Origin of the sequence: Mesorhizobium sp. CA15 (assembly GCF_020165215.1) — a bacterium.
Lineage (GTDB): Bacteria > Pseudomonadota > Alphaproteobacteria > Rhizobiales > Rhizobiaceae > Mesorhizobium.
This window is the reverse complement of record NZ_JAIUHQ010000008.1, coordinates 63391-86387: the sequence shown is the minus strand read 5'-3', so window position 1 is coordinate 86387 and position 22997 is coordinate 63391. Positions and strand designations below refer to the sequence as shown.

The window sequence follows — 22997 nt, the reverse complement described above, 5'->3', positions numbered from 1 at the left end:
GCTCCCGCAATGGGTTTGCCGCCCTCAGCGGGAGGCGACGATCTGTCCCTGCTCGTGTGGGCGAAGATCGCGACCGCAGGCGATGGCGCCTGCTTCGAGGGAGGAGAAGGCATTGGTGTCACCGGAGTCAAGTGTCTCGGAAGCAAGGCGTGCCTCGGAAGAGGACGGCGCATCGCTGGCTGCAAAGGGGCGGTCGCCGTCATGGTCGTGGATCTCGATGGTTGCGATCGGCACGGATCAGGGCCGGCGGCGAGGCGGTATCGCCCGGACCGGATGCGCCCGGCTCATCCGCTCCATAGGACGCCGGCGGCTGACGCCTTCGCCTTGTTCACATGCGTATTCGTCTTCGCGCCGCTTCATGGTCGGTCTCCTGCTGTTGCGCACAAATGGCGCATGCTCTGGAGACCCGCAGACCGGGCGGTTTATTCCCGGCCGGTCGGCTTTTTCGTTAACGCCAACTTGATCGAACGGCGTGCGGGCCTACAGCGCCTGCAGCGCAAGCCCCGCCAGAGCCGATCCCGCCAGCGTCGGCAGCATGCCGAGTTTCAGCCTGAACATGGCGACCATCGCCGCCGCCGATAGCAGCGCGGCGCGCCAGTCGAGCGAGGACAGGACCGGAACCTCCACGCCCCAGCCGACGCTTGCGACCTTGCCGAAGACGACATGCAGCGCGAACCACAGCGCAAGGTTCATGATGACGCCCACCACCGCCGCGGTGATCGCGCCGAGCGCCGCCGCCAGCGCCCGGTTCTGCCGCAGCTGCTCGATGTAGGGCGCGCCTAAAAATATCCAGAAGAAGCACGGGACGAAAGTAGCCCAGAGCGTCAGCGCCGACCCGAGCGATCCGGCAAGCAAAGGATTGATTGCACCGGCATGGCGATAGGCGGCGGCGAAGCCGACGAATTGCAACACCAGGATCAGCGGCCCGGGCGTCGTTTCGGCAAGCCCCAGCCCGTCGACCATCTGTCCAGGCGAAAGCCAGCCGAACGAGGTCACCGCCGCCTGTGCCACATAGGCGAGAACCGCATAGGCGCCGCCGAATGTGACCACGGCCATCAGGCTGAAGAAACCGCCGATCTGCGTCCACACGCTGCCCGGCCCCGCCAGCACGGCGACCAGTGCTACAGGCCCCAGCCAGAGCGGCAGCCAGATGGCGATGGTGCGGGCCGCATGCCATCTGGTCGGCACGGTGTGGCCGAGCTCACCGCGCTCGAACATCAGGTCGACCACGCCTTTGATGTCGGCGACGCTGCCCTTGCCATGTGCCGAGCCGGAAAACAGCCGTGGCGCAAACCGATTGCCGATCCAGCCGATGAGGCCTGCCGCGAGCACGATCAGCGGGAACGGCACTCTGGCGACGTAGATGGCGAGGAAGGCCGCCACCGCGATCACGATCATGGCCCGGTTCTTCAGCGCCCGCTTGCCGATGCGGATCACCGCTTCGACGACGACGGCAAGCACCGCCGCCTTGACGCCGAAGAACAGCGCCTCGACGACCGGTGCATCGTTGTAGAGCATGTAGAAGCTACTCAAGCCCAGCATGACCAGCGCGCCCGGCAGCACGAACAGGCTGCCGGCGACGAGACCGCCTGCCGTCCGATGCAGCAGCCAGCCGATATAGACGGCAAGCTGCTGCGCCTCGGGCCCGGGCAAGAGCATGCAGTAGTTGAGCGCGTGCAGGAACCGCTCTTCGCCGATCCAGCGGCGCTCCTCGACCAGTTCCTTGTGCATCAGCGCGATCTGCCCGGCCGGCCCGCCGAAGGACAGCAGGCCGATCTTTGCCCACAGCCGCGTCGCCTCGCGAAAACTCGGCACGGTCGGGACATCGACCAGCGGCGCGGCGTCGTTCTTGGCGAGTACGGTCATTACGCCTTGCCTCCTGCCGGCCAGTTGTGCGTCTCGTCCGCGGCATCGCGGCACCAGCGGAAGAAGGCGTCGTAGATGAGCATGCCGGCTTCGAGCTGCTCGAGGTCGTCGCGGAACATGCGCGAGAGGCCGAGCGAGGCGGCGAGGAACCCGGCCGCCTGCGGCACGAGGCCGAGGCGCGCCGTATCGGCGGCGCGCACGATCAGCGCCAGGCGATCGAGCGCGTCCACCCGCAGGCCGAATTCCTCGATCATCGTATCGAAAGTGCAGCGATCGCCACGATGGCTCCAGAACACGCCCTCGATGTCGAAGGGAACCGCTGCGAAGCGGTCCGCCACAAGAGGCACCTCGGCTGGATCGACGAACAGGAAAACCGCCTGGGGATCGACGAAGCGGCGGATCAGCCAGGGGCAGGCGATGCGGTCGACCTTCGGCCGCGAACGCGTGACCCATATGGTGCGGCCCTTCTCGTCACGGAGCGGGATCGCGCCGGCGCTGACCAACGGCGCCCTGGCGGCGACCCAGGCCTCGAAGCCGCCTTCAAGCGATTCCGCCGGAATGCCTTCGTGGCGCAGCCACGCGGCAACGCCTTGCGAGAGTTTCTGCCCCCTCTGGCAGATCACGACGACTTTGCGTCCCGAAAATTCCGACGCCCAGCTTGAGACAGTCCTGAAATCGCGCCGGCATGACGCCGGCAACAGGCGCGGATCGGCTTCATAGTCCTCGTCGATGCGCACATCGACCAGGCAAGGCGCATCGGGCAAGCCGACGAGACGGGAAAGTTGCGGAACGGTGATTGCGGTTGTTGACGGCATAGCGTCCACCTCCTGAGCAAAGAGAGTTTGGACGCGATCGTTGGGCTGACGCCTCACGGGGTCGTCGCGGGGAACCCCTTGCCGGAATGCTGGAACGATCACCGCCGATTGTCAAGGAAGGCGTTGCCTCCGACCGCCTTCGTTTTGCGATCGCCGTTGCGCTTACTGCGCCGTCCAGCCGCCATCCATCGGCAGGGTGGTGCCGGTGATCTGCCTGGCGGCGTCCGAGCACAGGAACAAAGTCAGCGCCGCCAGTTCCTCGACGGTGACGAATTCCTTGGTCGGCTGCGCCGCAAGCAGCACGTCGTGCTTGACCTGTTCCTCGGTCATGCCGCGCGCCTTCATCGTGTCGGGAATCTGCTTCTCGACCAGCGGCGTCCAGACATAGCCGGGCGCGATCGCGTTCACGGTGATGCCGTTCTGCGCGACCTCCAGCGCCACCGTCTTGGTCAGGCCGGCAATGCCGTGCTTGGCCGAGACATAGGCCGACTTGAACGGCGAGGCGACCAGCGCATGCGCCGAAGCCGTGTTGATGATGCGGCCCCATTTGCGGCTCTTCATGCCGGGCACCGCCGCCTTGATGGCGTAGAAGGCGGCGAGAAGATTGATGCGGATGATGGCTTCCCATTTGTCGTCGGGAAATTCCTCGATCGGCGCGACATGCTGGATGCCGGCATTGTTGACCAGGATGTCGAGGCTGCCGAATGCCGCCTCGGCCTCGTGGATCATGGCGGTGACGGCGGCGCCGTCCATCATGTTGGCGCCCGAGTAACGGCACTTGACGCCGAAATCCTTTTCGATGCCGGCCCGCTCCTGCTCGATCGCCGCCGCGTCGCCCAGGCCGTTGATGGTGACGTTGGCGCCCTCTGCGGCGAAGGCACGGGCGATTGCAAGGCCGATGCCGCTGGTCGAGCCGGTGACGAGCGCATTCTTCGAAGACAGGGAACCCATGGGAGATCTCGCAAGAGGTGGGAGGGACTTATCAACGCAACGAGTTGGGAGAGCAGATAGTTGGTGCAGTGCAGCACGACAATGGCACGGCCATGTGTCGGCTCGATTACACCGCGGCAGCGCCATTTTGCCGGCTCCGTGGCGGCGTGTCGCCGGGCTGACACGGCACTGTCATGCTGCCATGCAACATATTTGCCAGCGCATTCGCGCGGGTCATTCAAACCTTACTGGGGCACCAGCCATGGAAATCGCCGATGTCGTGAAGCGAGCCTATGCCATGCCGCTCACCAACCCCTCCTTCCCGCCCGGCCCTTATCGTTTCTTCGACCGCGAATACATCATCATCACCTACCGCACGACGCGCGAGGCGCTGGAAGCCGTCGTGCCGGCGCCGCTCGAGATTGACGAGCCGCTGGTCAAATACGAATTCATCCGCATGCCGGACTCGACCGGTTTCGGCGACTACACCGAGACCGGCCAGGTCATTCCGGTGCGCTACAAGGGCCAGCACGGCGGCTACGTGCATTCCATGTATCTCGACGATGACGCGCCGATCGCCGGCGGCCGCGAGCTCTGGGGTTTCCCGAAAAAGCTCGCCAACCCCAAGATCGTGCATGAGGGCGAGGTGGTGGTCGGCACATTGCATTATGGCAGCGTGCTCTGCGCCACCGGCACCATGGGCTACAAGCACAGCGAAGCCGACCACGACCAGGTGCTCGCCTCGCTCGCCGCGCCCAATTTCCTCATCAAGATCATCCCGCATGTCGACGGCAGCCCACGCATCTGCGAGCTGGTCCGCTACTACCTCACCGATATCACGCTGAAGGAGGCCTGGACGGCGCCCGCCGCGCTCGACCTTCGGCCGCATGTCATGGCCGATGTCGCCAAGCTGCCTGTGCTCGACATCGTCTCGGCCGTTCACTTCACCGCCGACCTGACGCTGGGTCTCGGCGAAGTCGTGCATGATTATCTCGCAGACCGCGGCCGATCGGCTGCCGGCGCGAAGGAACTGGAGAAAGTCGGTGCTTGAGCGTACCCGCAACAAGGCGGCCGCCGCCACCATCGCGGAAATCACGGCGCAATATGACCGCATTGCCCTGGTCTTTCAGGGCGGCGGCGCACTCGGCGCCTACCAAGCGGGGGTCTATCAGGCGCTTGCCGACGCCGGCTGCGAGCCGACCTGGCTGTCCGGCGTCTCGATTGGCGCCATCAACGCCTCGATCATCGCCGGCAACGAGCCTAGCCGCCGCCTGCAGCGGCTGGAGCAGTTCTGGCAGACGATCTCGGGCCGCAAGATATGGGCCTATACGCCCGAGGGCGACATCTATCGCGATATCCGCAACCAGACCTCGTCATTGATGACCATGACGATGGGCCAGCCGGGCTTCTTCAAGCCGCGCAGCCCGAACCCCTGGTTCCAGCTGGCGGGAGCCGAAGGCGCCACCAGCTTCTACGACACCGCCGAGCTCAAGGACACGCTGGAAAGCCTGATCGACTTCGACGTGCTGAACGATGGCAAGAAGCGGCTGAGCGTCGGCGCGGTCAATGTCAGGACCGGCAATTTCGTCTATTTCGACACCGACAAGGTGCGCATCGGGCCGGAGCACATCATGGCGAGCGGCGCGCTGCCGCCGGCCTTCCCCTCGATCCGTATCGAAGGCGAGTATTACTGGGACGGCGGCATCGTTTCCAATACGCCGCTGCAATATCTGCTCGACCAGGAGGAGGACCGCTCCTCGCTGGTGTTCCAGGTCGATCTGTTCAGCGCCCGCGGCGTGCTGCCGCGCGGCTTGGCCGACGTCTTGTCGCGCCACAAGGACATCATGTATTCCAGCCGCACGCGCCAGAACACCGACAACTTCCAGCGCATCCATGCGCTCAAGATGAAGCTGCTCGACGCGCTGAAGCGCGTGCCGCCGGACCAGCTCAAGGATGGCGAGAAGGAATTGATAGCCGACTATTCCGACGCAGGCGTGGTCAACATCGTCCACCTGATCTATCAGCACAAAGGCTATGAAGGTCACGCGAAGGACTACGAGTTCTCCGGCACCTCGATGCGCGAGCACTGGGAAATGGGCCTGGAAGACACCGAGCGCACGCTGCGTCACAAGAAGTGGCTGATGCTGCCCGACAACGCCGACGGCGTGACCATCCACGACCTGCATCGCGAAGATCCGACCTGATATTTGCATCCGCCACAAGCGGAGCAATCTCGGGAAAAAGTCACAGCGGCCGCTCGCCTGGGAGCCCGCAAACTGTGAAGCTCTGCTTCACAGGCCATCAACATTGTCGCGGATAGCCCCTCGCGGAGAGCGGGCTTACATCTGGGCGTCAGCAAAATGCGCTGGGCTCAATGGAGTACCGTCGATGACCGCCGAAGCTATTCCCCCTGCCGTCGTTCCATTGCGTGACGCCTGGCGAGGCCTGCTGTGGTTTGTGCCGCTCACAACGCTGTGGCTACTCTTGATCTATCGTTGGCCGGCGATCCCGGAGAGCGGCGTTCCGACCACGTTCCACCAGCTCGCGGCCCATGGGCTCATCGCCCTGGGATTGTGGCTCGGCCTCGAACATACGAGCCTGACACCGGGTCAACGTCGCGCGACTTGGCTGGCAATCATGATCCCGGATACGCTGTGGTTCGCCGTCGCTTGGAGCGCCGCGATCAATGGCATCTTCCATCCGGACGCCACGGCTTTACCGGCGTTGCCATCGGCCATCTTCCTGCCGGTGATCATCGGTGCGCCGCTGTTGCTGTTCTCCAGGCGGGTCGGGCAGGTGCTCGATGCGACGCCGGCGAGCTGGCTCGTCGCGGTTCAGCTCTACCGCGTATTCGGCAGTTGGGCGCTCGCGGCATGGCTGCATCGCGCGCTGCCCGGCGTGTTCGCGGTGCCGGCAGGCGTCGGCGACGTGCTGACAGGGCTGTTCGCGTTGCCTGCGGCGATCGCGGTGGCGACCGGCACAGCCGGGGGCCGGAGGGCAGCAATTCTCTGGAATATCCTCGGCCTTGCCGATTTCGCTGTCGCGATCACCATGGGCATAATCACCTCGCCCGGCCCGTGGCAGTTGATCGTTCCGAATGTGCTGAGCATCGGCGCTGGCGATTATCCGGGTGTGCTGACCCCTGCTTTCGTGGTGCCAAGCTCAATCCTGCTGCATCTTCTGTCGCTACGCCAGCTGCGCCGCCTTAGAGCAATTCCAGGAAAAGTGTGAGCGGTTTTCCGTAGAGCGGTTCGCCGTTTCCGTGAAACGGTGAACCGCTCTAGCAGGGCGGAAATTGCGCGGCGATAGAAAGAAACGGCGCCGCCAGCCGCGCCGTTTCCTTGAGGGCCTTCCCGCTCAGAAAACGTGGCGGAGGATCACGAACAGCATGAAGGCCAGCGCGATCGAGCAGGGCAGCGTGAGCACCCAGGCCAGCAGCAGGTTGCGCACGGTCGACCATTGCAGGCCGGAGCCGTTGGCTGCCATGGTGCCGGCGACGCCGGACGACAGCACGTGCGTCGTCGACACCGGCAGACCGAAACGGTCGGCCATGCCGATCGTGATCATCGCGACCAGCTCGGCGGCGGCGCCCTGACCATAAGTCAGGTGGCTCTTGCCGATCTTCTCGCCGACGGTGACGACGATGCGCTTCCAGCCGACCATGGTGCCGAGGCCGAGCGCCAGCGCCACGGCGATCTTCACCCAGAGCGGAATGAACTTCGTCGCGTTGTCGACCGCCTTGTGATAGTCGGTGACCGCCTTGAGATCGGCGTCCTGCATCGGCAGCAGCTTCTTCTTGTCGATCAGCTTCAGCGCTTCGCCGATCAGGTAGATGTCGTTGCGCGCGTTGCTGACCAGGTCGGTCGGCACGTTATTGACCGAGGCGTAAGGCTGCAGCCCGGCGGTGGTGTTGTGGATGTAGGTCTGCAGCGCGATCGTGGTCTGATCGTTCCAGCTCTTGCTGCGCACGGCCTCCTGCACGGCAGCCTTGGCAGCATTGGCATCGGCGACAGCAACGCCAGGCTTGACGTACTTGCCCAGAGCCTGCTCGACAGACACCGAGGCCGCCTTGTAGGCGTCGAGATAGTTGATGTCGGGCGTGCGATTGAGCGCGTAAGCTGTCGGCACCACGCCGATCAGGATAAGCATGATCAGCCCCATGCCCTTCTGACCGTCATTGGAGCCATGCGCGAAGCTGACGCCGGTGCAGGTGAAGATCAGCAGCGCGCGGATCCACCATGGCGGCGGCGCATTGCCCTTCGGCGCTTCATAGAGCGCCGGATTGCGCACCAGGAGCTTCATGGCATAGAGCAGGATGGCGGCGGCGAAGAAGCCGACGATCGGCGAGACCAGCAAGGTGATGCCGACATTGGTCGCCTGCCCCCAGTCGACGCCGCTGGTGGCGCTTCCGGCCGGGGCCATGAACTGGTTGGCGAGGCCGACGCCGATGATCGAGCCGACCATCGTATGCGAGCTCGAGGCCGGCAGGCCGAGGAACCAGGTGCCGAGGTTCCACAGGATGGCGGCGACCAGAAGGGCGAACACCATGGCGAAGCCGGATGACGAGCCGACCTGCAGGATGAGCTCGACCGGCAGCAGCGACAGGATGCCGAAGGCCACCGCGCCGCTCGAGGTCAGCACCCCGAGGAAATTGAAGACGCCCGACCACATGACGGCGAATTCGGCCGGCAGCGAGCGCGTGTAGATGACGGTGGCGACCGCGTTGGCGGTATCGTGGAAGCCGTTGACGAATTCGAAGCCCAGCGCGATCAGAAGCGCGATCCCAAGCAGGATCCAGGGCACCGTCTTGGCGATGGCCAGATCCTGGCTGAGCGCATAGCCGACATAGACGATGCCGACGAGCACCAGCACGCCGAAAGTCGGCAGGAACCATTTGGCACCGCCCGATTGATCCAGGGGATGATCCGGTCTCGGGATCCCCGCTTCACTCGAAACTACGTCCACCATTGTCCCACTCCTTTTGCATTGCAGCAAAGAACCGGGGAGGACGCTATGTCCCTAGGATGAAGCTGGTGTGACGCTGTTAACCGTTTGGTCACCACCACTACCAAGCCGTTTGGTCACCACCAAACCGTTGGTGACCTATCCGGCTATCTTCAGGAGCGAGGACACCAGAAGCTTGCGCTCGTCTTCTGAGAGCACGTCTGAATCGAACAGATTCATGCTGCGCATCCCTTCGATGGCGAGAAAGCAGACCAGCAGCGAGCCGAGGTCGTCCGTCTCCCCCTTCAGCCTTTCGAACAGCTGGCGCTTGAAGGCCTTGATCGGTGTCAGAAAATCGGGATCCTCCGCAATCGCCGAGAACATCCACGACGCCGATGGTTTCGGCCGCTCGCAGTCGTCGGCAGACAGCTTGATATAGGCTGAGAGGACGCTCTCGTGGCCGGCCTCGGTGGCGCGTGTTTCCAGCGCCTTCTGGAAGTCGTTGAGATAGCTTTCGACGAGCCCCTGCATCAGCTTGGCTTTGGTCGGAAAATTATAGAGCAGGCCGCCCTTCGACACGCCGGCGCGGCTTGCGACCGCCTCGAGCGACAGGCTTCCCGGACCAGCCTCGCGCGCCACGTCGGCAGCGGCGGCAAGTATCTTTTCGCGCGAGTTCGCCCTGGGTACTCTCATCGCGCCTCCCCGTACATTAGCTTAGGCAGAATTGACAAGACCGTCCAGCCGGTACAGTAAAGCGCGCCGATTTGAAATCGGGACTTATCGTCGATATGTGCCCCGGCATCGATTGATTTGCCGGTTGCCGGCTCGAGGGGACCATCCGTGAAGCGCTTTTTCATCATCGCCGGATTTTTGCTGCTGCTTGCCTTGGTGTGCGTCGGCATCGTTGGTTTCAACTTCATGCGCGACGCCGGCATCAAGCAGTATTTCGCTACCATGAAGCCGCCGGCCGCGACGGTCTCGACAGTGACGGTCAAGCCTTCGGCATGGACCCCCGGCATCGAGGCCATCGGCACCGTCAACGCCGTGCGAGGCGTCGATCTCACCCTCGAGACGAGCGGCATCGTCAGGGACATCCTTTTCCACGCAAACCAGAAGGTTGCCGCCGACGCGGTGCTGGTGCAACTCGACGATGCCGTCGAGAAAGCCGATCTGGTGGCGCAGAAGGCGCAGGCCGCCTCGGACCAGGCGGCGCTGACCCGCGCGATCGAATTGCAGCGGCGCGGCGTCGGCACCGACGCGACGCTTGACGCCGCGCGTGCTGCGGCGGACGCCTCGGCCGCGCAGGTCAACAAGCTGCAGGCAGTGCTCGACCAGAAGCAATTATCCGCGCCATTCGGCGGCACGGTCGGTATCCCGAAGATCGACATCGGCCAGTATCTGGCGCCAGGCAACGCGGTGGTGACGATCCAGGACCTGGACACGATGCGGGTCGACTTCACGGTACCCGAACAGCAGCTGCCGCTGCTCAAGATCGGCCAGACCATCAAGCTCGGCACCAATCTCGCCGATATGTCCTTTGCCGGCTCCATTCGCGGCATCGACCCCAAAATCGACCCGGCAAGCCGGCTGGTCTCGATTCGCGGCGAGGTCGCCAATCCGGAAGGCAAGCTGACGCCTGGCCAGTTCGTCCAGATCCGTGTCGAGCTGCCGCAGGAAAACAATGTCATCTCCGTGCCGCAGACGGCGGTGACGACCAGCCTCTATGGCGATTATGTCTTCGTGGTCGAGCCGGCGAAGCCCGCTGCCGCGCCGGCGAAGCCGGATGAGCAGAAGGCCAGCGCCGATAAGGTGGCCGGCGATGCCGCCAAGCCGCAGGCGGACGCCACCAAGCCAGCCGACAACGCCGCAAAGCCGGCGGACGCGAAGCCGGCCGACAAAGCGGCCGGCGACGCCGCCAAGCCGGCCGAGGCCGCGCAGCAGCCTGCGCTCACCATCTCGCAGGTCTTCGTCAAGCTCGGCCGCCGCAACAACGGCATGGTTGAGATCGTCGAGGGCCTCAAGGACGGCGACCAGGTCGTCACGGCCGGCCAGAACCGGCTCTTCAACGGCATGTCGGTTGCCGTCGACAACACCATCGATCCCAGCAAATCGGCGAACAAACAGGTTCAGCAATGAGCTTTTCCGACCTTTTCATCCGCCGGCCCGTGCTGTCGACGGTGCTGGCCTGCCTGATCCTGCTGCTCGGTTTCCAGGGCATCTTCGGCCTGTCGATCCGTCAATATCCTAAGGTTGACGAGACGGCGATCACCATCACCACGGCCTATCCCGGCGCCAGTGCCGACCTGATCCAGGGCTTCATATCGGCCCCGATCGCGCGCGCCGTCGCCTCGACCGAAAACATCGATTACGTCACCTCGTCCAGCCGTCCGTCCTCGAGCACGGTCACGGTACAGATGAAGCTCGGCTCCAATCCGGACGTCGCGCTGGCTGAGGTGCTGTCCAAGGTCCAGGGCGTGCGCGGCACCTTGCCGGACGCCTCCAAGGATCCGGTCATCGTCAAGGGCACCGGCCAGCAGTTCGCGATGATGTACATCTCGATGCAGAACCCGAACATGACGAAGGAGCAGCTCACCGAATATATCGAGCGCGTCATCCGGCCTCGCATCTCGACCGTGGAAGGTGTCGCCGACGTCCAGATCTTCGGCGCCCAGGAATATTCCATGCGCGTCTGGATCGACCCGATCAGGCTTGCCGCCCGCGGCGCCACCGCCGTGGACGTGCTGACCGCGATCAACAACTCGAACTTCCTGTCGGCGCCCGGCAACACCGAGAACGAATATGTGGTCTCCTCGATCACCGTGCATTCGACCCTGCAGACGCCTGAGGCCTTCGCCCAGCTCCCGATACGCTCGACGGATGGCCAGGTGGTGCGCCTGCGCGACGTCGCGCATGTCGAGCTCGGCGCGAAAAACACCGACACCAGGGTGAGCTTCAACGGCAAGCCGGGAACCTTCCTGGCCATCTTCCCGACGCCTGCGGCCAACCCGCTGACGACCGCCGCCGCGGTCACCCGGCTCGTGCCGCAGATCCAGGAGACGCTGCCGAAAGGCATGACGATCGAGGTCGTCTACGACGCCACTGGCCAGATCAGCGCCTCGATCGAGGAAGTGTTCAAGACCATCGGCGAAGCCGTCGCCATCGTCATCGTGGTCATCCTCCTGTTCCTGGGCTCGTTCCGCTCGGTGATGATGCCGATCGTGACGATCCCGCTATCGCTGATCGGCGTCTGCTTCATCCTGTTTGCGGTCGGTTATTCGATCAACCTTCTGTCGCTGCTGGCCATGGTGCTGGCGATCGGCCTTGTCGTCGACGACGCCATCGTGGTGGTGGAGAACATCCACCGCCACATGGAGGAAGACGGCATGTCGCCGATGCAGGCGGCCTTCAACGGCATGCGCGAGATCGCGACGGCCATCGTGGCGATGACCATCACGCTGGCCGCCGTGTTCGCCCCGCTTGCCTTCACCGGCGGCCTGACCGGCGCGCTGTTCCGCGAGTTCGCGGTGACGCTGGCCGGCTCGGTGGTGTTGTCGGGCGTGATCGCCATGACCATCACGCCGATGATGTCCGCTCGCCTGCTGAAGCCGGGCCAGCACGGCCGCTTCCAGCGGATCGTCGACGGAACCTTCAGCCGCGTCGAGCGCGTCTACGAACGGGCGGTCACCGCTTCGCTCAGGAACCGCCCGGTGACGCTGATCATCGTCGTCGCTCTCGTGGCGCTGACCGGCTTCATGTTCACCAAGACTTCGACTGAGCTGGCGCCGGAAGAAGATCAGGGTTTCCTGCTCTCGATCGTCACCGCGCCGCGCTATGCGACATCGGATTACACCGAGGCCTACGTCAACCAGATGCTTGGCCTGGTGAAGGACATTCCCGAGACCAGGGCGCAATTCTCTGCCGTCGCCTTCGGCGGCGCGACCAACGGCGCCTTCGTCGGCTTCGCCTTCAAGGACTGGGCAGAGCGCAAGCGCAGTTCGAAGGAGCTCCAGGCCGACATTCAGGGCCGCCTCGCCAAGGTCGCCGGCGTCGAAGCCTTCGTCTTCGCGCCGCCGACGCTGCCCGGCTCCGGCGGCGGCCTGCCGATTTCTATGGTGGTGCGCTCCACCGGAGCTCCCTCGGAGGTCTTCGAGCAGGCGGAGAAGATCAAGAGCAAGGCGCAGGCTTCCGGCCGCTTCATCGTCGTGCAGAACTCGATGTCTTACGATGCGCCGCAGGTGACCGTGACCATCGACCGCGAGCGCGCAGCAGCATTGAACCTGCCGATCGCGGATATCGGCAATACGCTGACGCTGCTTGTGGGCGGCTCCGAAGTGGCGCAGTTCGACCGCGACTCCAACAGCTACGACATCATCCCGCAGGTGCCGCAGGAATTCCGCGACAATCCCGACAAGCTCGGCGAGTATTTCGTGCGCAGTGTCGACGGCAAGATGGTGCCGCTGTCGGCGGTCGTGAAGATCTCGACCAATGCCTCGCCGGCGGCCATCGAGCAGTTCAACCAGCTGAACTCCTCGACGATCTCGGCCTTGCCTCTGCCTGGCGTGACCACCGGCGACGGACTGAAGGTGCTGGAGGATCTCGCTAAGGAGACCCTGCCCGACACCTTCTTCGTCGACTATTCCGGCCAGTCGCGGCAGGAGAAGGAGCAGGGCAACACCATCCTGATCGCCTTCGCGGCGGCGGTGATCGTCATCTACCTGGTACTGGCGGCCCAGTTCGAGAGCTTCCGCGATCCGCTTATCATCATGATGGCGGTGCCGCTGTCGATCTTCGGCGCGATCGTGCCGCTCAACATCGGCCTGGGGACGCTGAACATCTACACCCAGGTCGGCCTGATCACGCTGATCGGCCTGATTACCAAGCACGGCATTCTGCTGGTGGAATTCGCCAACCAGCAGCGTGAAATCCATGGCATGCGGCGCCGCGACGCCATCATCGCTTCGGCCAAGGTGCGCCTGCGGCCGATCCTGATGACCACGGCGGCCATGGCGCTCGGCGTCGTGCCGCTGATCGTCTCCAGCGGCGCCGGTGCAGCCGCGCGCTATTCGATGGGTCTGGTCATCTTCACCGGCATCCTGGTCGGCACCATGTTCACGCTCTTCGTCGTGCCGATGTTCTACACCTTCATCGCCAGCAAGGACCTGCCGCATCTCGCCGAGAAGCCCGATCCGAATCTGATGCCGGCGCTGCCGAGCTGAGACGGCAACCGAAGCGAAAACAAAAGAGGCCGGAAAATTCCGGCCTCTTTTTTTGGCGGCTGCCTCACAGCTTCGCGATCGGTGGAAGGCGGCAACCAGCCTGCTACTCTTACCTAGTCGGTTACTTGGCCAAGTCTTACTTGACAATGACGATGCTGGTGTTGCCGGGGCCGAAGGCCTCGACCAACTGATAGAAATCGGCCGCAGCATCGGGATGCAGCCGCACGCAGCCATGCGAAGCGGGGCGGCCGAGACGGCTGACGGCATAGGTGGCGTGGACGGCGTAGCCGCCGCTGAAAAACACCGAATGCGGCATCGGCGCGTTGTCGTATTTTTTCGAATACCACATCTCGTGCAAGCGGGTCGGCTTGAACGAGCCAGTCGGCGTGATGTGCCCTCTGCTGCCGGTCGAGACCTTCCAGATGTAGGTCGGGCGGCCATCGACGGTGACTTCCATGATCTGCTGCGACAGCGAAACCTTGGCGACGAGCTGGTTGGCGTGGGCGGCATTGCCGGCGCCGAACAGAAGCGCCGCGCCGGTGAGCGCGGCGGCGGTGATATGGATAAGCTTGGCCGAAATGGCGGTGTGCATGACGATCCCTCTGTTTTTTGCCGTTGTGTCCGGCTTCAATTTCGATGGGGCCTTATCGTGCTCGTCCGTTTCAGACCTATTTCGCTTAATACTCGTTTCTGTTTCGAATTCGTTTCTGCAAATTAACAGCGAGGCCGGTTGAGCAGTACCGCGGACCTTTGCGAGAGGTGGCGGTCAGGCGTCGCACAATCGGCTTCGGCCAGAAACGAAAGTTCATTTGATATGTATATGAAAGACTAGGACCCACTTTCGAAACCGATCTGCAACAAAATGCATCTGCGGCGGCATGATTTGGATACAGGCCGGCATCAAATTTGACGCAACGGGAACAGACATCCACAAACGAAAATGGGCAGGAAATCGAAACTCCGCTCCTGGTTTCTCAGGATCAGCGTCGCGGCGATCGTGCTCGGCGGCGCCGGCTCGGTAGCCGGCAAGCCGGCGACGACGCTGGCGGCGATGACTTCCGGCGAGGTTTCGACGCTGCACATGGCTCTGTTCATCGCCACGGTCTGGATTTTGTCCAGCCTGCGCGTCCACCGGCTGAAGGCCTTCTGGCGGGTCGGCCTCCGGTTGATGAGGACGCGCGGCCCCTCCGGCTACTTGCTGCCGAGAGGACCGAAGGCCCGCGCCGCAGCGGGGGGCTCCGTCAGCGGCGCGGGCGCTTCGGGAGTTTCCTGAAGCCCGATTTCGAGATCGAGGATTTGAAGAGATGAAGACGAAACTTGCCGCCTCGGTGCTTTCCGCGCTGCTTTACGCGCAGGGTTTGCTGGGCTTTGCCGCTCTTGCGACGGTATTGCTAAAGGAGCGCGCCCAGGCCGGGATAACAACCGTCAGCGCGAACGTTCCAACTGGACCCTCTGTCATCGTCGTGCGCTGAACGCCAGGCGTTGTCGGACCCAAAATGACCATCGCTTTGGGAAAGCCGATGCTCAAAAGCCTCGCTGATCAAAGCTTACTCGTTGCGTGGAACCGGCGGATCGAAACGATAGCCGGCGCCCCTGATGGTGGTGATAGTCTCGGTGTCGAGCTTGCGGCGCAGCCGCACGATGCGCGAATCGATCGATCGGTCGAAAGCGTCGGCATTCTCCGCCGGCGCCGCGGCAATGATATCGTCGCGCGTCAGCACCTTGCGCGGGCTGGCCAGGAACAGCTTGAGCAGCGCCACCTGGCCCGGGGAAAGCTGCTCCTCCGCGCCCGAGCGATGCATCACCATGGCCGACCGCAGGTCGACGGTGGCGTTTTCCAGCACGATCAGCTCGCCGCCGGCCCTGCCGCGTCTCATCAGCAGGCCGCCGATGCGCGCGGCAAGCTCGCGCACGTTGAGCGGGCTTTCGATGACGTCGGCGGCACCCAGCTCGAGCGCCAGCACCTTGTCGACGAGGTCGCGCGGCCGGCAGATCAGGATGAAGTCGGGACCGCCCTCGCCACCCCCGCCCTGGCTGCTGTAACGCCTGAGCAGTTCGCGGCCCTCGGCCTGGGTGACGTCGTCGCCGACGACCACGACATCGATGCCGCCGGCCGAAAGCAGCGTCTCCGCCTCCCAGGGCTGGCGCGCCTGGCGCACATCGTGCCCGCGCCGTTCGAGATGGTCCGCGAGATTTTTGGCCACCACCTCGGCGACGGACACAAGCGCAATGACGGATCGTGCGGCCATTTTCTTCACCCCGCCACAGACAACTCGAGATGAGTCTGGACATCATGTTTATACCCAATCTACTTTCTGCTGAAAGCGGGAGCGAGCGCGTCGTGAAGGCACGTATCATCGTCGTCGAGGACGAACCGGATCTGAGGGAGGCTGTGGCCGAATATCTCGGCGCCAGCGGCTATGACGTCGTCATGGCCGAGAATGCTGCCGCCGCGCGCTCGCTGTTCGAGGCGCAGTCCTTCCACCTCGCCATTCTCGACATCGCCATGCCCGGCGAGGACGGGCTGTCGCTCGGCCGCTGGCTGCGCTCGAAAACGCAGATCGGCGTCATCTACGCCACGGCCGCCGGCACCGCGCTCGACCGCATCGTCGGACTGGAGCTCGGCGCCGACGATTATATCGTCAAGCCGTACGAATTGCGCGAGGTGCTGGCGCGGGTGCGCAGCGTGCTGCGCCGCGTGCCGCAGCCGGCCGAGCCGCAGCCGGCGAAGGCCGAAACCGCAAATCGCCGTTTCGTGAATTTCGGCGGCTTCCAGGCCGACTTCGACGGCCGTCTGGTCATCGGCGCCAATGGCGCGGTGATCGAGATGGCCAAAAGCGAGTTCGACGTGCTCGAGGTTTTTCTCACCCGCGCCAACCGGCTTCTGACGCGAGCGGCGATTTCGGAAGCGATCGGCTTCGTCGAGGATCCAGAATCCTCGCGCGCGGTCGACATCCGCATCATGCGGTTGCGAAAGAAGATCGAGGCCGACCCCGCCAATCCGAAATTCCTGCGCACGGTGCGCGGCGAAGGCTATATCTTCTCGCTGCCGAGCGGCGACGCCAACTAGAGCATTCCGGGAATGGCATGAAACGGCTAGGCTCGGCGCCTTGGCCGTAGCCTTCCGTCCGGAATTGCGCCAAAACAAAGCGATAGAGCGGTTCGCCGTTTCCGTGGAACGGAGGGGCGCTCTGAACGACCGACGTCCGGGCCTGGATGACCATGACTGCTGATGCAGCACGCACCGATACGAATGGCTCGCGTCCCGGCGGCGCCGCCATGGCGGCTGTCCATGTCGTGCGCCGCCTGCGCGAGGCAGGCGACTGGCAGCGCGAGATGGATGACATATTGGCGACGATGTGCCGCAAGATGGATTGCCAGCGCGGCATTCTCTTCCGCCTGCGTGAATTGCCGGGCGAAGGCTTCGCCCAGTCCGTCGCCGCTTATTGGATCGACCCTGACTTCGGCGGCGAGCTGGCCTCGCCCACGGTGATCATGCAGTCGATCATCAACTCGGACTCGCTGCTTGAGCAGTTGCAGGAGGACGAGCGGCAAGGCAAGATTTTCTCCGGCCACACGCGCGACCTCGAGGGTTTCCTGCGGGCCGATTTCGAGAAGCAGAACATCAAGTCGTTCCTGTCCGTCTCCGTGTTCGCGCATGGCCACCTTTGGGGTACGCTGGCCATCAATGACTGCATCGCTGAGCGCGAATGGACGGATGAGGAAGAAGCGACGCTGCACATCATCGCTTTGGCCATCGGCGACGCCATCGAGCGCTCGCCATCGGAAGCGCATGCCAGTGAAGTGATCCGCCGCACCATGCTGCAGGCCTCACTGGACGCCATCATCGTCATCGACGAGACGGGTTCGATCATCGAATTCAATCCGGCCGCCGAGAAGATGTTCGGCTTCCAGCGCAGCGCAATCCTCGGCAAGGACCTGCTCGATACCATCGTTCCGCTATACTACCGCAAAGGTTATGCCTCTGGCGCCGAATACATGGCTGGCCGCGGCGCGCCGATGGTCGGCCAGCGGCTGGAGACCGTCACGCAGAACGCTGCCGGCGAGATTTTCCCGATCGAGCTGACGGCGACCGAGATGCGGGTTGCCGACCGCCGCCTGATCTTCGGCTCGATCCGCGACCTGCGCGAAAAGCTGCAGGCCGAGGAAGAGATCAACCGTCAGCGCGAGAAGCTGCACCAGAACGAGAAGATGGCGGCGATGGGCTCGCTGCTTGCCGGCGTCTCGCATGAGCTCAACAACCCGCTGGCGGTGGTTGTGGCGCAGTCGACGCTGCTGCACGAATTCGCCGGCGATCCGCAGACCAAGGTCCGCGCCGAGAAAGTGCGCGCCGCCGCCGAGCGTTGCGGCCGCATCGTCAAGAGCTTCCTGTCGATGGTGCGCCTACACCCGACCGAGCAAGCCGAGACCGATCTCAACCAGGTGGTGCGCTCGGCGCTCGAAGTCACCGCCTATGGCGCGCGCTCCAGCGGCATCATCATCGACACCGATTTCACCGGCGGGCCGCTGCTTGCCATGGCCGACGCCGACCACATCACGCAGGTCGCGGCAAACTTCCTCATCAACAGCCAGCATGCGCTTGCCGGCATCGCCGGCGAACGGCGCATCAAGGTGCGGACGTTCCGCAACGAGCACGGCAATCCGGGCTTCTCGGTCGAGGACAACGGCCCGGGCATCCCCGCGGCGATCCGCTCGCGCATCTTCGAATCCTATTTCACCACCAAGCCGGTCGGCGTCGGCACCGGCATCGGCCTGTCGATCTCGAAATCGATCGTCGAGCGCCACAAAGGCAACATCTGGTTCGAGGAGGTCGAGCCGCAAGGTGCGCGCTTCGTCGTGCAGTTGCCGGCGATCGCGGGCGGCAGCGCCGCGCCCGGCGAAGGTCCGGCGCGTTCAAGCGGGCTGCGCCACGCACTGGTGATCGACGACGAGCCGGACGTCGCCGGCTCGTTGTCCGACATACTCGAACTGATGGGCGTGAAGTCGCGCGTCGTGGCAAGCTGGACATCGGCGGCCGACGTGTTGAGCGGCTACATGCCGCCGGACATCGTTTTTTCCGATCTGCGCATGCCGGGCATCAGCGGCATTGCGATCTACCGCGAACTGCTTGCTCAGCGGCCCGCGCTGGCGCAGCGCTTCGTGCTGGTCACCGGCGATCTGATCGGTGCCAAGGCGGAAATCGAAGCGCTGCCGCCGCAGCAGCGCCCGCACATCCTGGAAAAGCCATTCTCGACGCTCGACGTCCGCGGCATCCTCTCGACCATTGCCGACGAAGCCGCCGCCGACAACGGCGCCCACATCTAAAGCGGGCCGACTACGCGGCCGAGCTCTCATGAGCGCCGCCGCGGGGTCTGTTGAGATTCAGGTCAGGCTGAGCCGAGAAGGGTGGATTCCGAGAACCGGAGCGGAGCGTACTTTCAGTACGTGAGCACCGGAAGCGCAGGAAGCTGCCCTTCGCAGGCCGGCCTCACCTGAATATCGACAGGCACCAAAAAAAGAGGCTCCCGACCGATTTCCACGGCGGGAGCCTGACTGGAGCGCAGGAGGGCGCGCTCAGGGGAGGTCTTAAAAAACGTTCGGCGTGTTGGTGAGCGGCGCGGCGTTGGCGATCATGCGCACCGCGCGCTCCCTGTGCTGGCCGGATTGCTCGGCGATGGCGCGCAGGCACTCAAGGCTCTCGGCGCCCCAGTTCTGACCCTTGCAGGCAAAGTCGATCGTGGATTCCGGCAGGCGAGCGGTCTTGAGCGTGGTCTGCGCGCCCTCGACGACATTGGCCGGCGGATTGATCGAGGCGAAAGCCGGCCCTGAGGCAGGCGCGGCCAGCATGGCGACAAAGGCGCAGGCGCCGATCAGCATGAACATCGCCATCGGATGGTCGCTGGCGCGCTGCCGCAGCGCAAGCTTCGGCCGGCGGTCATTGCGTTGCGGTCCATGCAGGCGGCGATTGGCATCGGTGGTGCGAACTTTCGCAAACATCGGTTGCTCCCTTCGTTGTCTTTCTTTTTTGCTATGAAACGAACATAATCGCACCAGGTAACTGCCGGATGGTCGGCGATGATTGCCTGTGTAACAGGATTGAAACAGATGCCGGGGGCGCCAGCCTTCCCAATCCGAGGCAACCATTCGAGCGGCCATCGAAATGGTCGGCGCAGATATGCGCCTGCCGTGCCGGCCCGACTGTAAACAGCCTCACACAGCAACGCCTGAATCGAGCGCTCCGCCGCTGTCTACGCACGCCCGTGACCGTCGAAACAGGCCTTCTCCGAGACGGGTATCCGCCTTCTGAATTACCCTTCCGCTTCCTCAATTAAGACCCGGATTTTCCGGGATTTTTCCAGCCCGGGCGGGGCCGGATTTGCCGCCATGCAATTTTCACATTTCCGCAAGCCATTGCATTTCAATGAAAAATATGCTTATATTGAATGAGCATTCAATAAAAAGCAGAGCATATCCATGAACCCGCACCTCCGTGACGTGGCGATCCCCAACGATTGGGACCGGCGGGGTTTGCCGGGGTGGAGCTACCATTCCAACGCCGTTCTCGAGCTTGAGAAGGAGTACGTCTTCCGCAACCACTGGCAGATTGCCGGCCACGTTTCCGACGTGCCCAATTCCGGCGACTATCTGACCATGGATGTCATCGGCGAGCGCGCCCTGATCGTGCGCGGCAAGGACGGCGTCGTGCGCGCCTTCAACAACATGTGCCGCCACCGAGGCAGCCGCGTCGTCGCCGACAGCCAGGGCACCTGCAAGAACGCCCTGGTGTGCCCATTCCATGGCTGGGTCTACAATCTCGACGGCACGCTGCGCGGTGCTGCCCGTCCGCGTTCCTTTCCCGAGCTCGACAGGACCGAGTTCGGCCTGATGCCGCTCGACCTCGAAATCTGGATGGGCTTCATTTTCATCCGCTTCCGCAAGGGCGGCCCGCAGCCTTCGGTGGCCGAGCTGCTGAAGCCGATCGAGGCCGAGATGGCGCATTACAATGTCGCCGACATGGTCCCGTCCTGGGGCATCTGGACCCAGAAATCGCCGGTCAACTGGAAGTCGGTGCGCGACGTCGACAATGAAGGCTACCACGTCGCCATGGCGCATCCCGCGTTGCAGGACCTCTATGGCGAGACCTATTTTGACGAGCCCTTCATCAACGGCGTGTCGCGGTCCCTCGCCACCTACAATCCGCATGCCGGGCGGCGCTGGAGCGTTCGCGAGTACATCAAGCTCGCGCCCGAGGCCACGCATCTGCCGGAACATCTGCGCAAGGCCTGGATCTATTACGGCATCTTCCCCAACAACGCGCTGTCGATCATGCCGGAATCCGTCCAGTTCTATCAGGAGTTCCCGCTGTCGACCGGCGAGACGCTGCTGCGCGGCGCCATCTACCGCTACAAGGACGAGACGCGCGAACAGGCGGCGGCACGCTACCTCGCCTATCGCATCGACCGCGACACCATGAACGAAGACGTGCAGCTCTCGGTGTGGTCGAACGAATCCATGCTGTCGGAAGCCTTCGAGGGCTTTTACCTCTCCGACCTCGAATACGGCGTGCGCACCCACCACGACCACCTACGCAGGCAGATCCCGGTTCTGAACCTGGAGACGGCACCCGAGGAAAAGGACATGTGGGGATTGAACGACGCGCTGAGGTCGAGGGGATGAGCTCTCACCTTCTCCCCGTTCGACGGGGAGAAGGAAAAGGGCCGTCACCCCCGCCAGACCCCTTCCTTCCTTAAATCATCCATGGTGCGTGAAATACCTTCGCGCAGGATCGCCACCATGTCGTCGACCTGCTCGCGGCTGATGATCAGCGGCGGCGACATCACGCACATGTTGATCAGCGGCCGCACCAGAAGGCCGAGCTCGTGGCAATGCGCATCGATGCGTTTGCCCACATTCTTGTCGAGCTGCAGCGGATCCTTGCTGTCGCGGTCGGCGACGCATTCGACGCAAGCCATCAGCCCGACGCCGCGCACCTCGCCGACCAGCGGCAGCTCTTCCAGCGTCTTCAGTCGTGCCTGGAAATAGGGCGCGATCTCGCGCGTGTGGGCGAGCACGCCCTCTTCCAGCAGATCGAGATTCTTCAATGCGACGGCGCAGCCGATCGGATGGCTGGTGTAGGTGAGCCCATGGCCGAACAGCGCATCCGGGTGGTTGGAACGGCGCAGCTCTTCGAGCAGCCGCTCCGAGATGATGACGCCGCCGAGCGGGAAATAGCCCGATGTGACGCCCTTGGCGAACGTGATCATGTCCGGATCGATGCCGAACACGTCGCCTGAGGCAAAGACATGGCCGAGCCGTCCGAAGCCGGTCACCACCTCGTCCGAGACATAGAGGATGTCGTTCTCGCGGCAGATCTCGCGGATGCGCTTGAGATATCCGTCCGGCGGCACGATGACGCCTCCAGAAGCCTGTACCGGTTCGCCGACAAAAGCGCCGATGCGCTCCGCGCCGACGCGCGCGACGGTGTCGCGGAACTGGTCGACCAGGAAATCGATGAAGGCGGCGATGCTCATCTCCTTCGGCCGCCGGAACGGGTCGGGCGAGGACAATTTGACCACCAGATCGTCGGCGCCGTCCATCCAGTCGCGGTCACGCGGCCGGCCGTTGAGCGAGGCCGACAGATAGGTCGAGCCATGATAGGCGCCGCCGCGGCTGAGGATCAGCTTCTTCTCCGGCCGTCCGCGCACATTGTTATAGAACTGCATGAAGCGCAGCGCCGTCTCCACCGCCGAAGAGCCGCCGGTGGTGAAGAAGGTGTGGCTGAGATCGCCAGGTGCCGCATCGGCGATGCGCCGGGCAAGCTCGGCCGAGGGCGCGTTCATCGTATACCAAGGCGTGTTGTAGGAGAGCGCCATCGCCTGGTCGTACATGACCTTGGCCAGCTCTTCGCGGCGATGGCCGACATTGATGCACCACATGCCGGCCGGGCCGTCGATGAGGCGCTTGCCGGAAGCGTCGGTGATGTAGATGCCGTCGCCCTCGCCGATCAGCGCGCGCGCCTCGTTGCCGACCGAGCCGGCATAGGGCCAGGGCTGCAAGAGATGGCGCTTGGCGAGCTCGACCGCGTCGTCATCGCCGGCATCGATGAGTTCGCTTGCCTTGATCTTGCTTTGAGCCGCCATTTTCGCCTCGCATTGTCAGGTTTTTGAATTCCACCGGATATCAAATTGCGCGGAAAACCATGGAAATTCAACTTTTCATCACTTCA

The 22997-nt window shown here is 63.7% G+C and carries 20 protein-coding genes; 10 read left to right on the top strand and 10 right to left on the bottom strand.

Translation table 11 applies throughout. From position 1 onward, the window contains the following. Positions 1-24: 24 nt before the first annotated feature. The 4 genes from LB515_RS15555 to LB515_RS15540 form a co-directional block, all read right to left on the bottom strand. Positions 25-234, bottom strand: a complete 210-nt coding sequence (locus LB515_RS15555; protein ID WP_224527262.1) for a hypothetical protein — start codon at positions 232-234, stop codon at positions 25-27. Positions 235-480: 246 nt separating this feature from the next. Further along, positions 481-1866 carry a chromate efflux transporter gene (gene chrA, locus LB515_RS15550; RefSeq protein ID WP_224708240.1) on the bottom strand — a complete coding sequence of 462 codons (1386 nt, stop codon included), beginning with the start codon at positions 1864-1866 and terminating at the stop codon, positions 481-483. Next, the gene (locus tag LB515_RS15545) at positions 1866-2681 is read right to left on the bottom strand and encodes a chromate resistance protein ChrB domain-containing protein (RefSeq protein ID WP_224708239.1); all 816 of its coding nucleotides are present in this window, start codon (positions 2679-2681) and stop codon (positions 1866-1868) included. The genes chrA and LB515_RS15545 overlap by 1 nt, the downstream gene beginning before the upstream one ends. Positions 2682-2843: 162 nt before the next feature. Further along, positions 2844-3632: a 3-hydroxybutyrate dehydrogenase gene (locus LB515_RS15540; protein WP_224708238.1), complete on the bottom strand. Its 789-nt coding sequence runs from the start codon at positions 3630-3632 to the stop codon at positions 2844-2846. 241 nt (positions 3633-3873) lie between these two features. Here LB515_RS15540 and LB515_RS15535 point away from each other — a divergent pair, with 241 nt between their 5' ends. The 3 genes from LB515_RS15535 to LB515_RS15525 all read left to right on the top strand — a co-directional run bounded on the left by LB515_RS15535 (position 3874) and on the right by LB515_RS15525 (position 6842). After that, on the top strand, positions 3874-4662 hold the full coding sequence (locus LB515_RS15535; RefSeq protein WP_224708237.1) for an acetoacetate decarboxylase: 789 nt from the start codon (positions 3874-3876) through the stop codon (positions 4660-4662). After that, positions 4655-5815: a patatin-like phospholipase family protein gene (locus tag LB515_RS15530; RefSeq protein ID WP_224708236.1), complete on the top strand. Its 1161-nt coding sequence runs from the start codon at positions 4655-4657 to the stop codon at positions 5813-5815. Before LB515_RS15535 ends, LB515_RS15530 begins: the two co-directional genes overlap by 8 nt. Before the next feature lie 184 nt (positions 5816-5999). After that, positions 6000-6842 (top strand): MFS transporter, encoded by an 843-nt coding sequence (locus LB515_RS15525; protein ID WP_224708235.1) that lies wholly within the window; start codon positions 6000-6002, stop codon positions 6840-6842. A 126-nt stretch (positions 6843-6968) separates the two neighbouring features. Here the strand turns inward: LB515_RS15525 and LB515_RS15520 are convergent, their stop codons facing one another. Both LB515_RS15520 and LB515_RS15515 read right to left on the bottom strand, forming a co-directional pair. Continuing rightward, positions 6969-8579 (bottom strand): inorganic phosphate transporter, encoded by a 1611-nt coding sequence (locus tag LB515_RS15520; RefSeq protein ID WP_224708234.1) that lies wholly within the window; start codon positions 8577-8579, stop codon positions 6969-6971. A gap of 135 nt (positions 8580-8714) precedes the next feature. Further along, positions 8715-9248, bottom strand: a complete 534-nt coding sequence (locus tag LB515_RS15515) for a TetR/AcrR family transcriptional regulator (RefSeq protein WP_095767408.1) — start codon at positions 9246-9248, stop codon at positions 8715-8717. A gap of 147 nt (positions 9249-9395) precedes the next feature. Here LB515_RS15515 and LB515_RS15510 point away from each other — a divergent pair, with 147 nt between their 5' ends. Both LB515_RS15510 and LB515_RS15505 read left to right on the top strand, forming a co-directional pair. After that, positions 9396-10691 carry an efflux RND transporter periplasmic adaptor subunit gene (locus tag LB515_RS15510; RefSeq protein ID WP_224708233.1) on the top strand — a complete coding sequence of 432 codons (1296 nt, stop codon included), beginning with the start codon at positions 9396-9398 and terminating at the stop codon, positions 10689-10691. Next, on the top strand, positions 10688-13771 hold the full coding sequence (locus LB515_RS15505) for an efflux RND transporter permease subunit (RefSeq protein WP_095767407.1): 3084 nt from the start codon (positions 10688-10690) through the stop codon (positions 13769-13771). Before LB515_RS15510 ends, LB515_RS15505 begins: the two co-directional genes overlap by 4 nt. Before the next feature lie 136 nt (positions 13772-13907). Here the strand turns inward: LB515_RS15505 and LB515_RS15500 are convergent, their stop codons facing one another. Beyond that, positions 13908-14363: a L,D-transpeptidase gene (locus LB515_RS15500; RefSeq protein ID WP_224527241.1), complete on the bottom strand. Its 456-nt coding sequence runs from the start codon at positions 14361-14363 to the stop codon at positions 13908-13910. A 348-nt stretch (positions 14364-14711) separates the two neighbouring features. Here LB515_RS15500 and LB515_RS15495 point away from each other — a divergent pair, with 348 nt between their 5' ends. Both LB515_RS15495 and LB515_RS15490 read left to right on the top strand, forming a co-directional pair. After that, a complete protein-coding gene (locus LB515_RS15495; protein WP_140842958.1) occupies positions 14712-15044 on the top strand; it encodes a hypothetical protein in 333 nt (110 codons plus the stop codon). Positions 15045-15075: 31 nt separating this feature from the next. After that, complete coding sequence (locus tag LB515_RS15490) at positions 15076-15243, top strand: hypothetical protein (RefSeq protein WP_224708232.1); 168 nt, start codon at positions 15076-15078, stop codon at positions 15241-15243. Positions 15244-15318: 75 nt separating this feature from the next. On the opposite strand, the gene LB515_RS15485 is transcribed toward LB515_RS15490, so the two are convergent. Then, positions 15319-16020 carry a response regulator transcription factor gene (locus LB515_RS15485; RefSeq protein ID WP_140692892.1) on the bottom strand — a complete coding sequence of 234 codons (702 nt, stop codon included), beginning with the start codon at positions 16018-16020 and terminating at the stop codon, positions 15319-15321. A gap of 44 nt (positions 16021-16064) precedes the next feature. Between LB515_RS15485 and LB515_RS15480 the strand changes: the two genes are divergently transcribed. After that, positions 16065-16841, top strand: coding sequence for a response regulator transcription factor (locus LB515_RS15480; protein ID WP_263490298.1), 777 nt, complete (start codon positions 16065-16067; stop codon positions 16839-16841). A 152-nt stretch (positions 16842-16993) separates the two neighbouring features. After that, the gene (locus tag LB515_RS15475) at positions 16994-19096 is read left to right on the top strand and encodes an ATP-binding protein (RefSeq protein WP_224708230.1); all 2103 of its coding nucleotides are present in this window, start codon (positions 16994-16996) and stop codon (positions 19094-19096) included. A gap of 261 nt (positions 19097-19357) precedes the next feature. Here LB515_RS15475 and LB515_RS15470 read toward each other — a convergent pair whose 3' ends face one another. Beyond that, on the bottom strand, positions 19358-19768 hold the full coding sequence (locus LB515_RS15470) for a hypothetical protein (protein ID WP_224602332.1): 411 nt from the start codon (positions 19766-19768) through the stop codon (positions 19358-19360). Positions 19769-20245: 477 nt separating this feature from the next. Between LB515_RS15470 and LB515_RS15465 the strand changes: the two genes are divergently transcribed. Further along, the gene (locus tag LB515_RS15465; RefSeq protein ID WP_224708229.1) at positions 20246-21448 is read left to right on the top strand and encodes an aromatic ring-hydroxylating oxygenase subunit alpha; all 1203 of its coding nucleotides are present in this window, start codon (positions 20246-20248) and stop codon (positions 21446-21448) included. Between the two features lie 44 nt (positions 21449-21492). Here the strand turns inward: LB515_RS15465 and LB515_RS15460 are convergent, their stop codons facing one another. Next, complete coding sequence (locus tag LB515_RS15460) at positions 21493-22911, bottom strand: aminotransferase (RefSeq protein WP_224708228.1); 1419 nt, start codon at positions 22909-22911, stop codon at positions 21493-21495. Positions 22912-22997 lie beyond the last annotated feature (86 nt).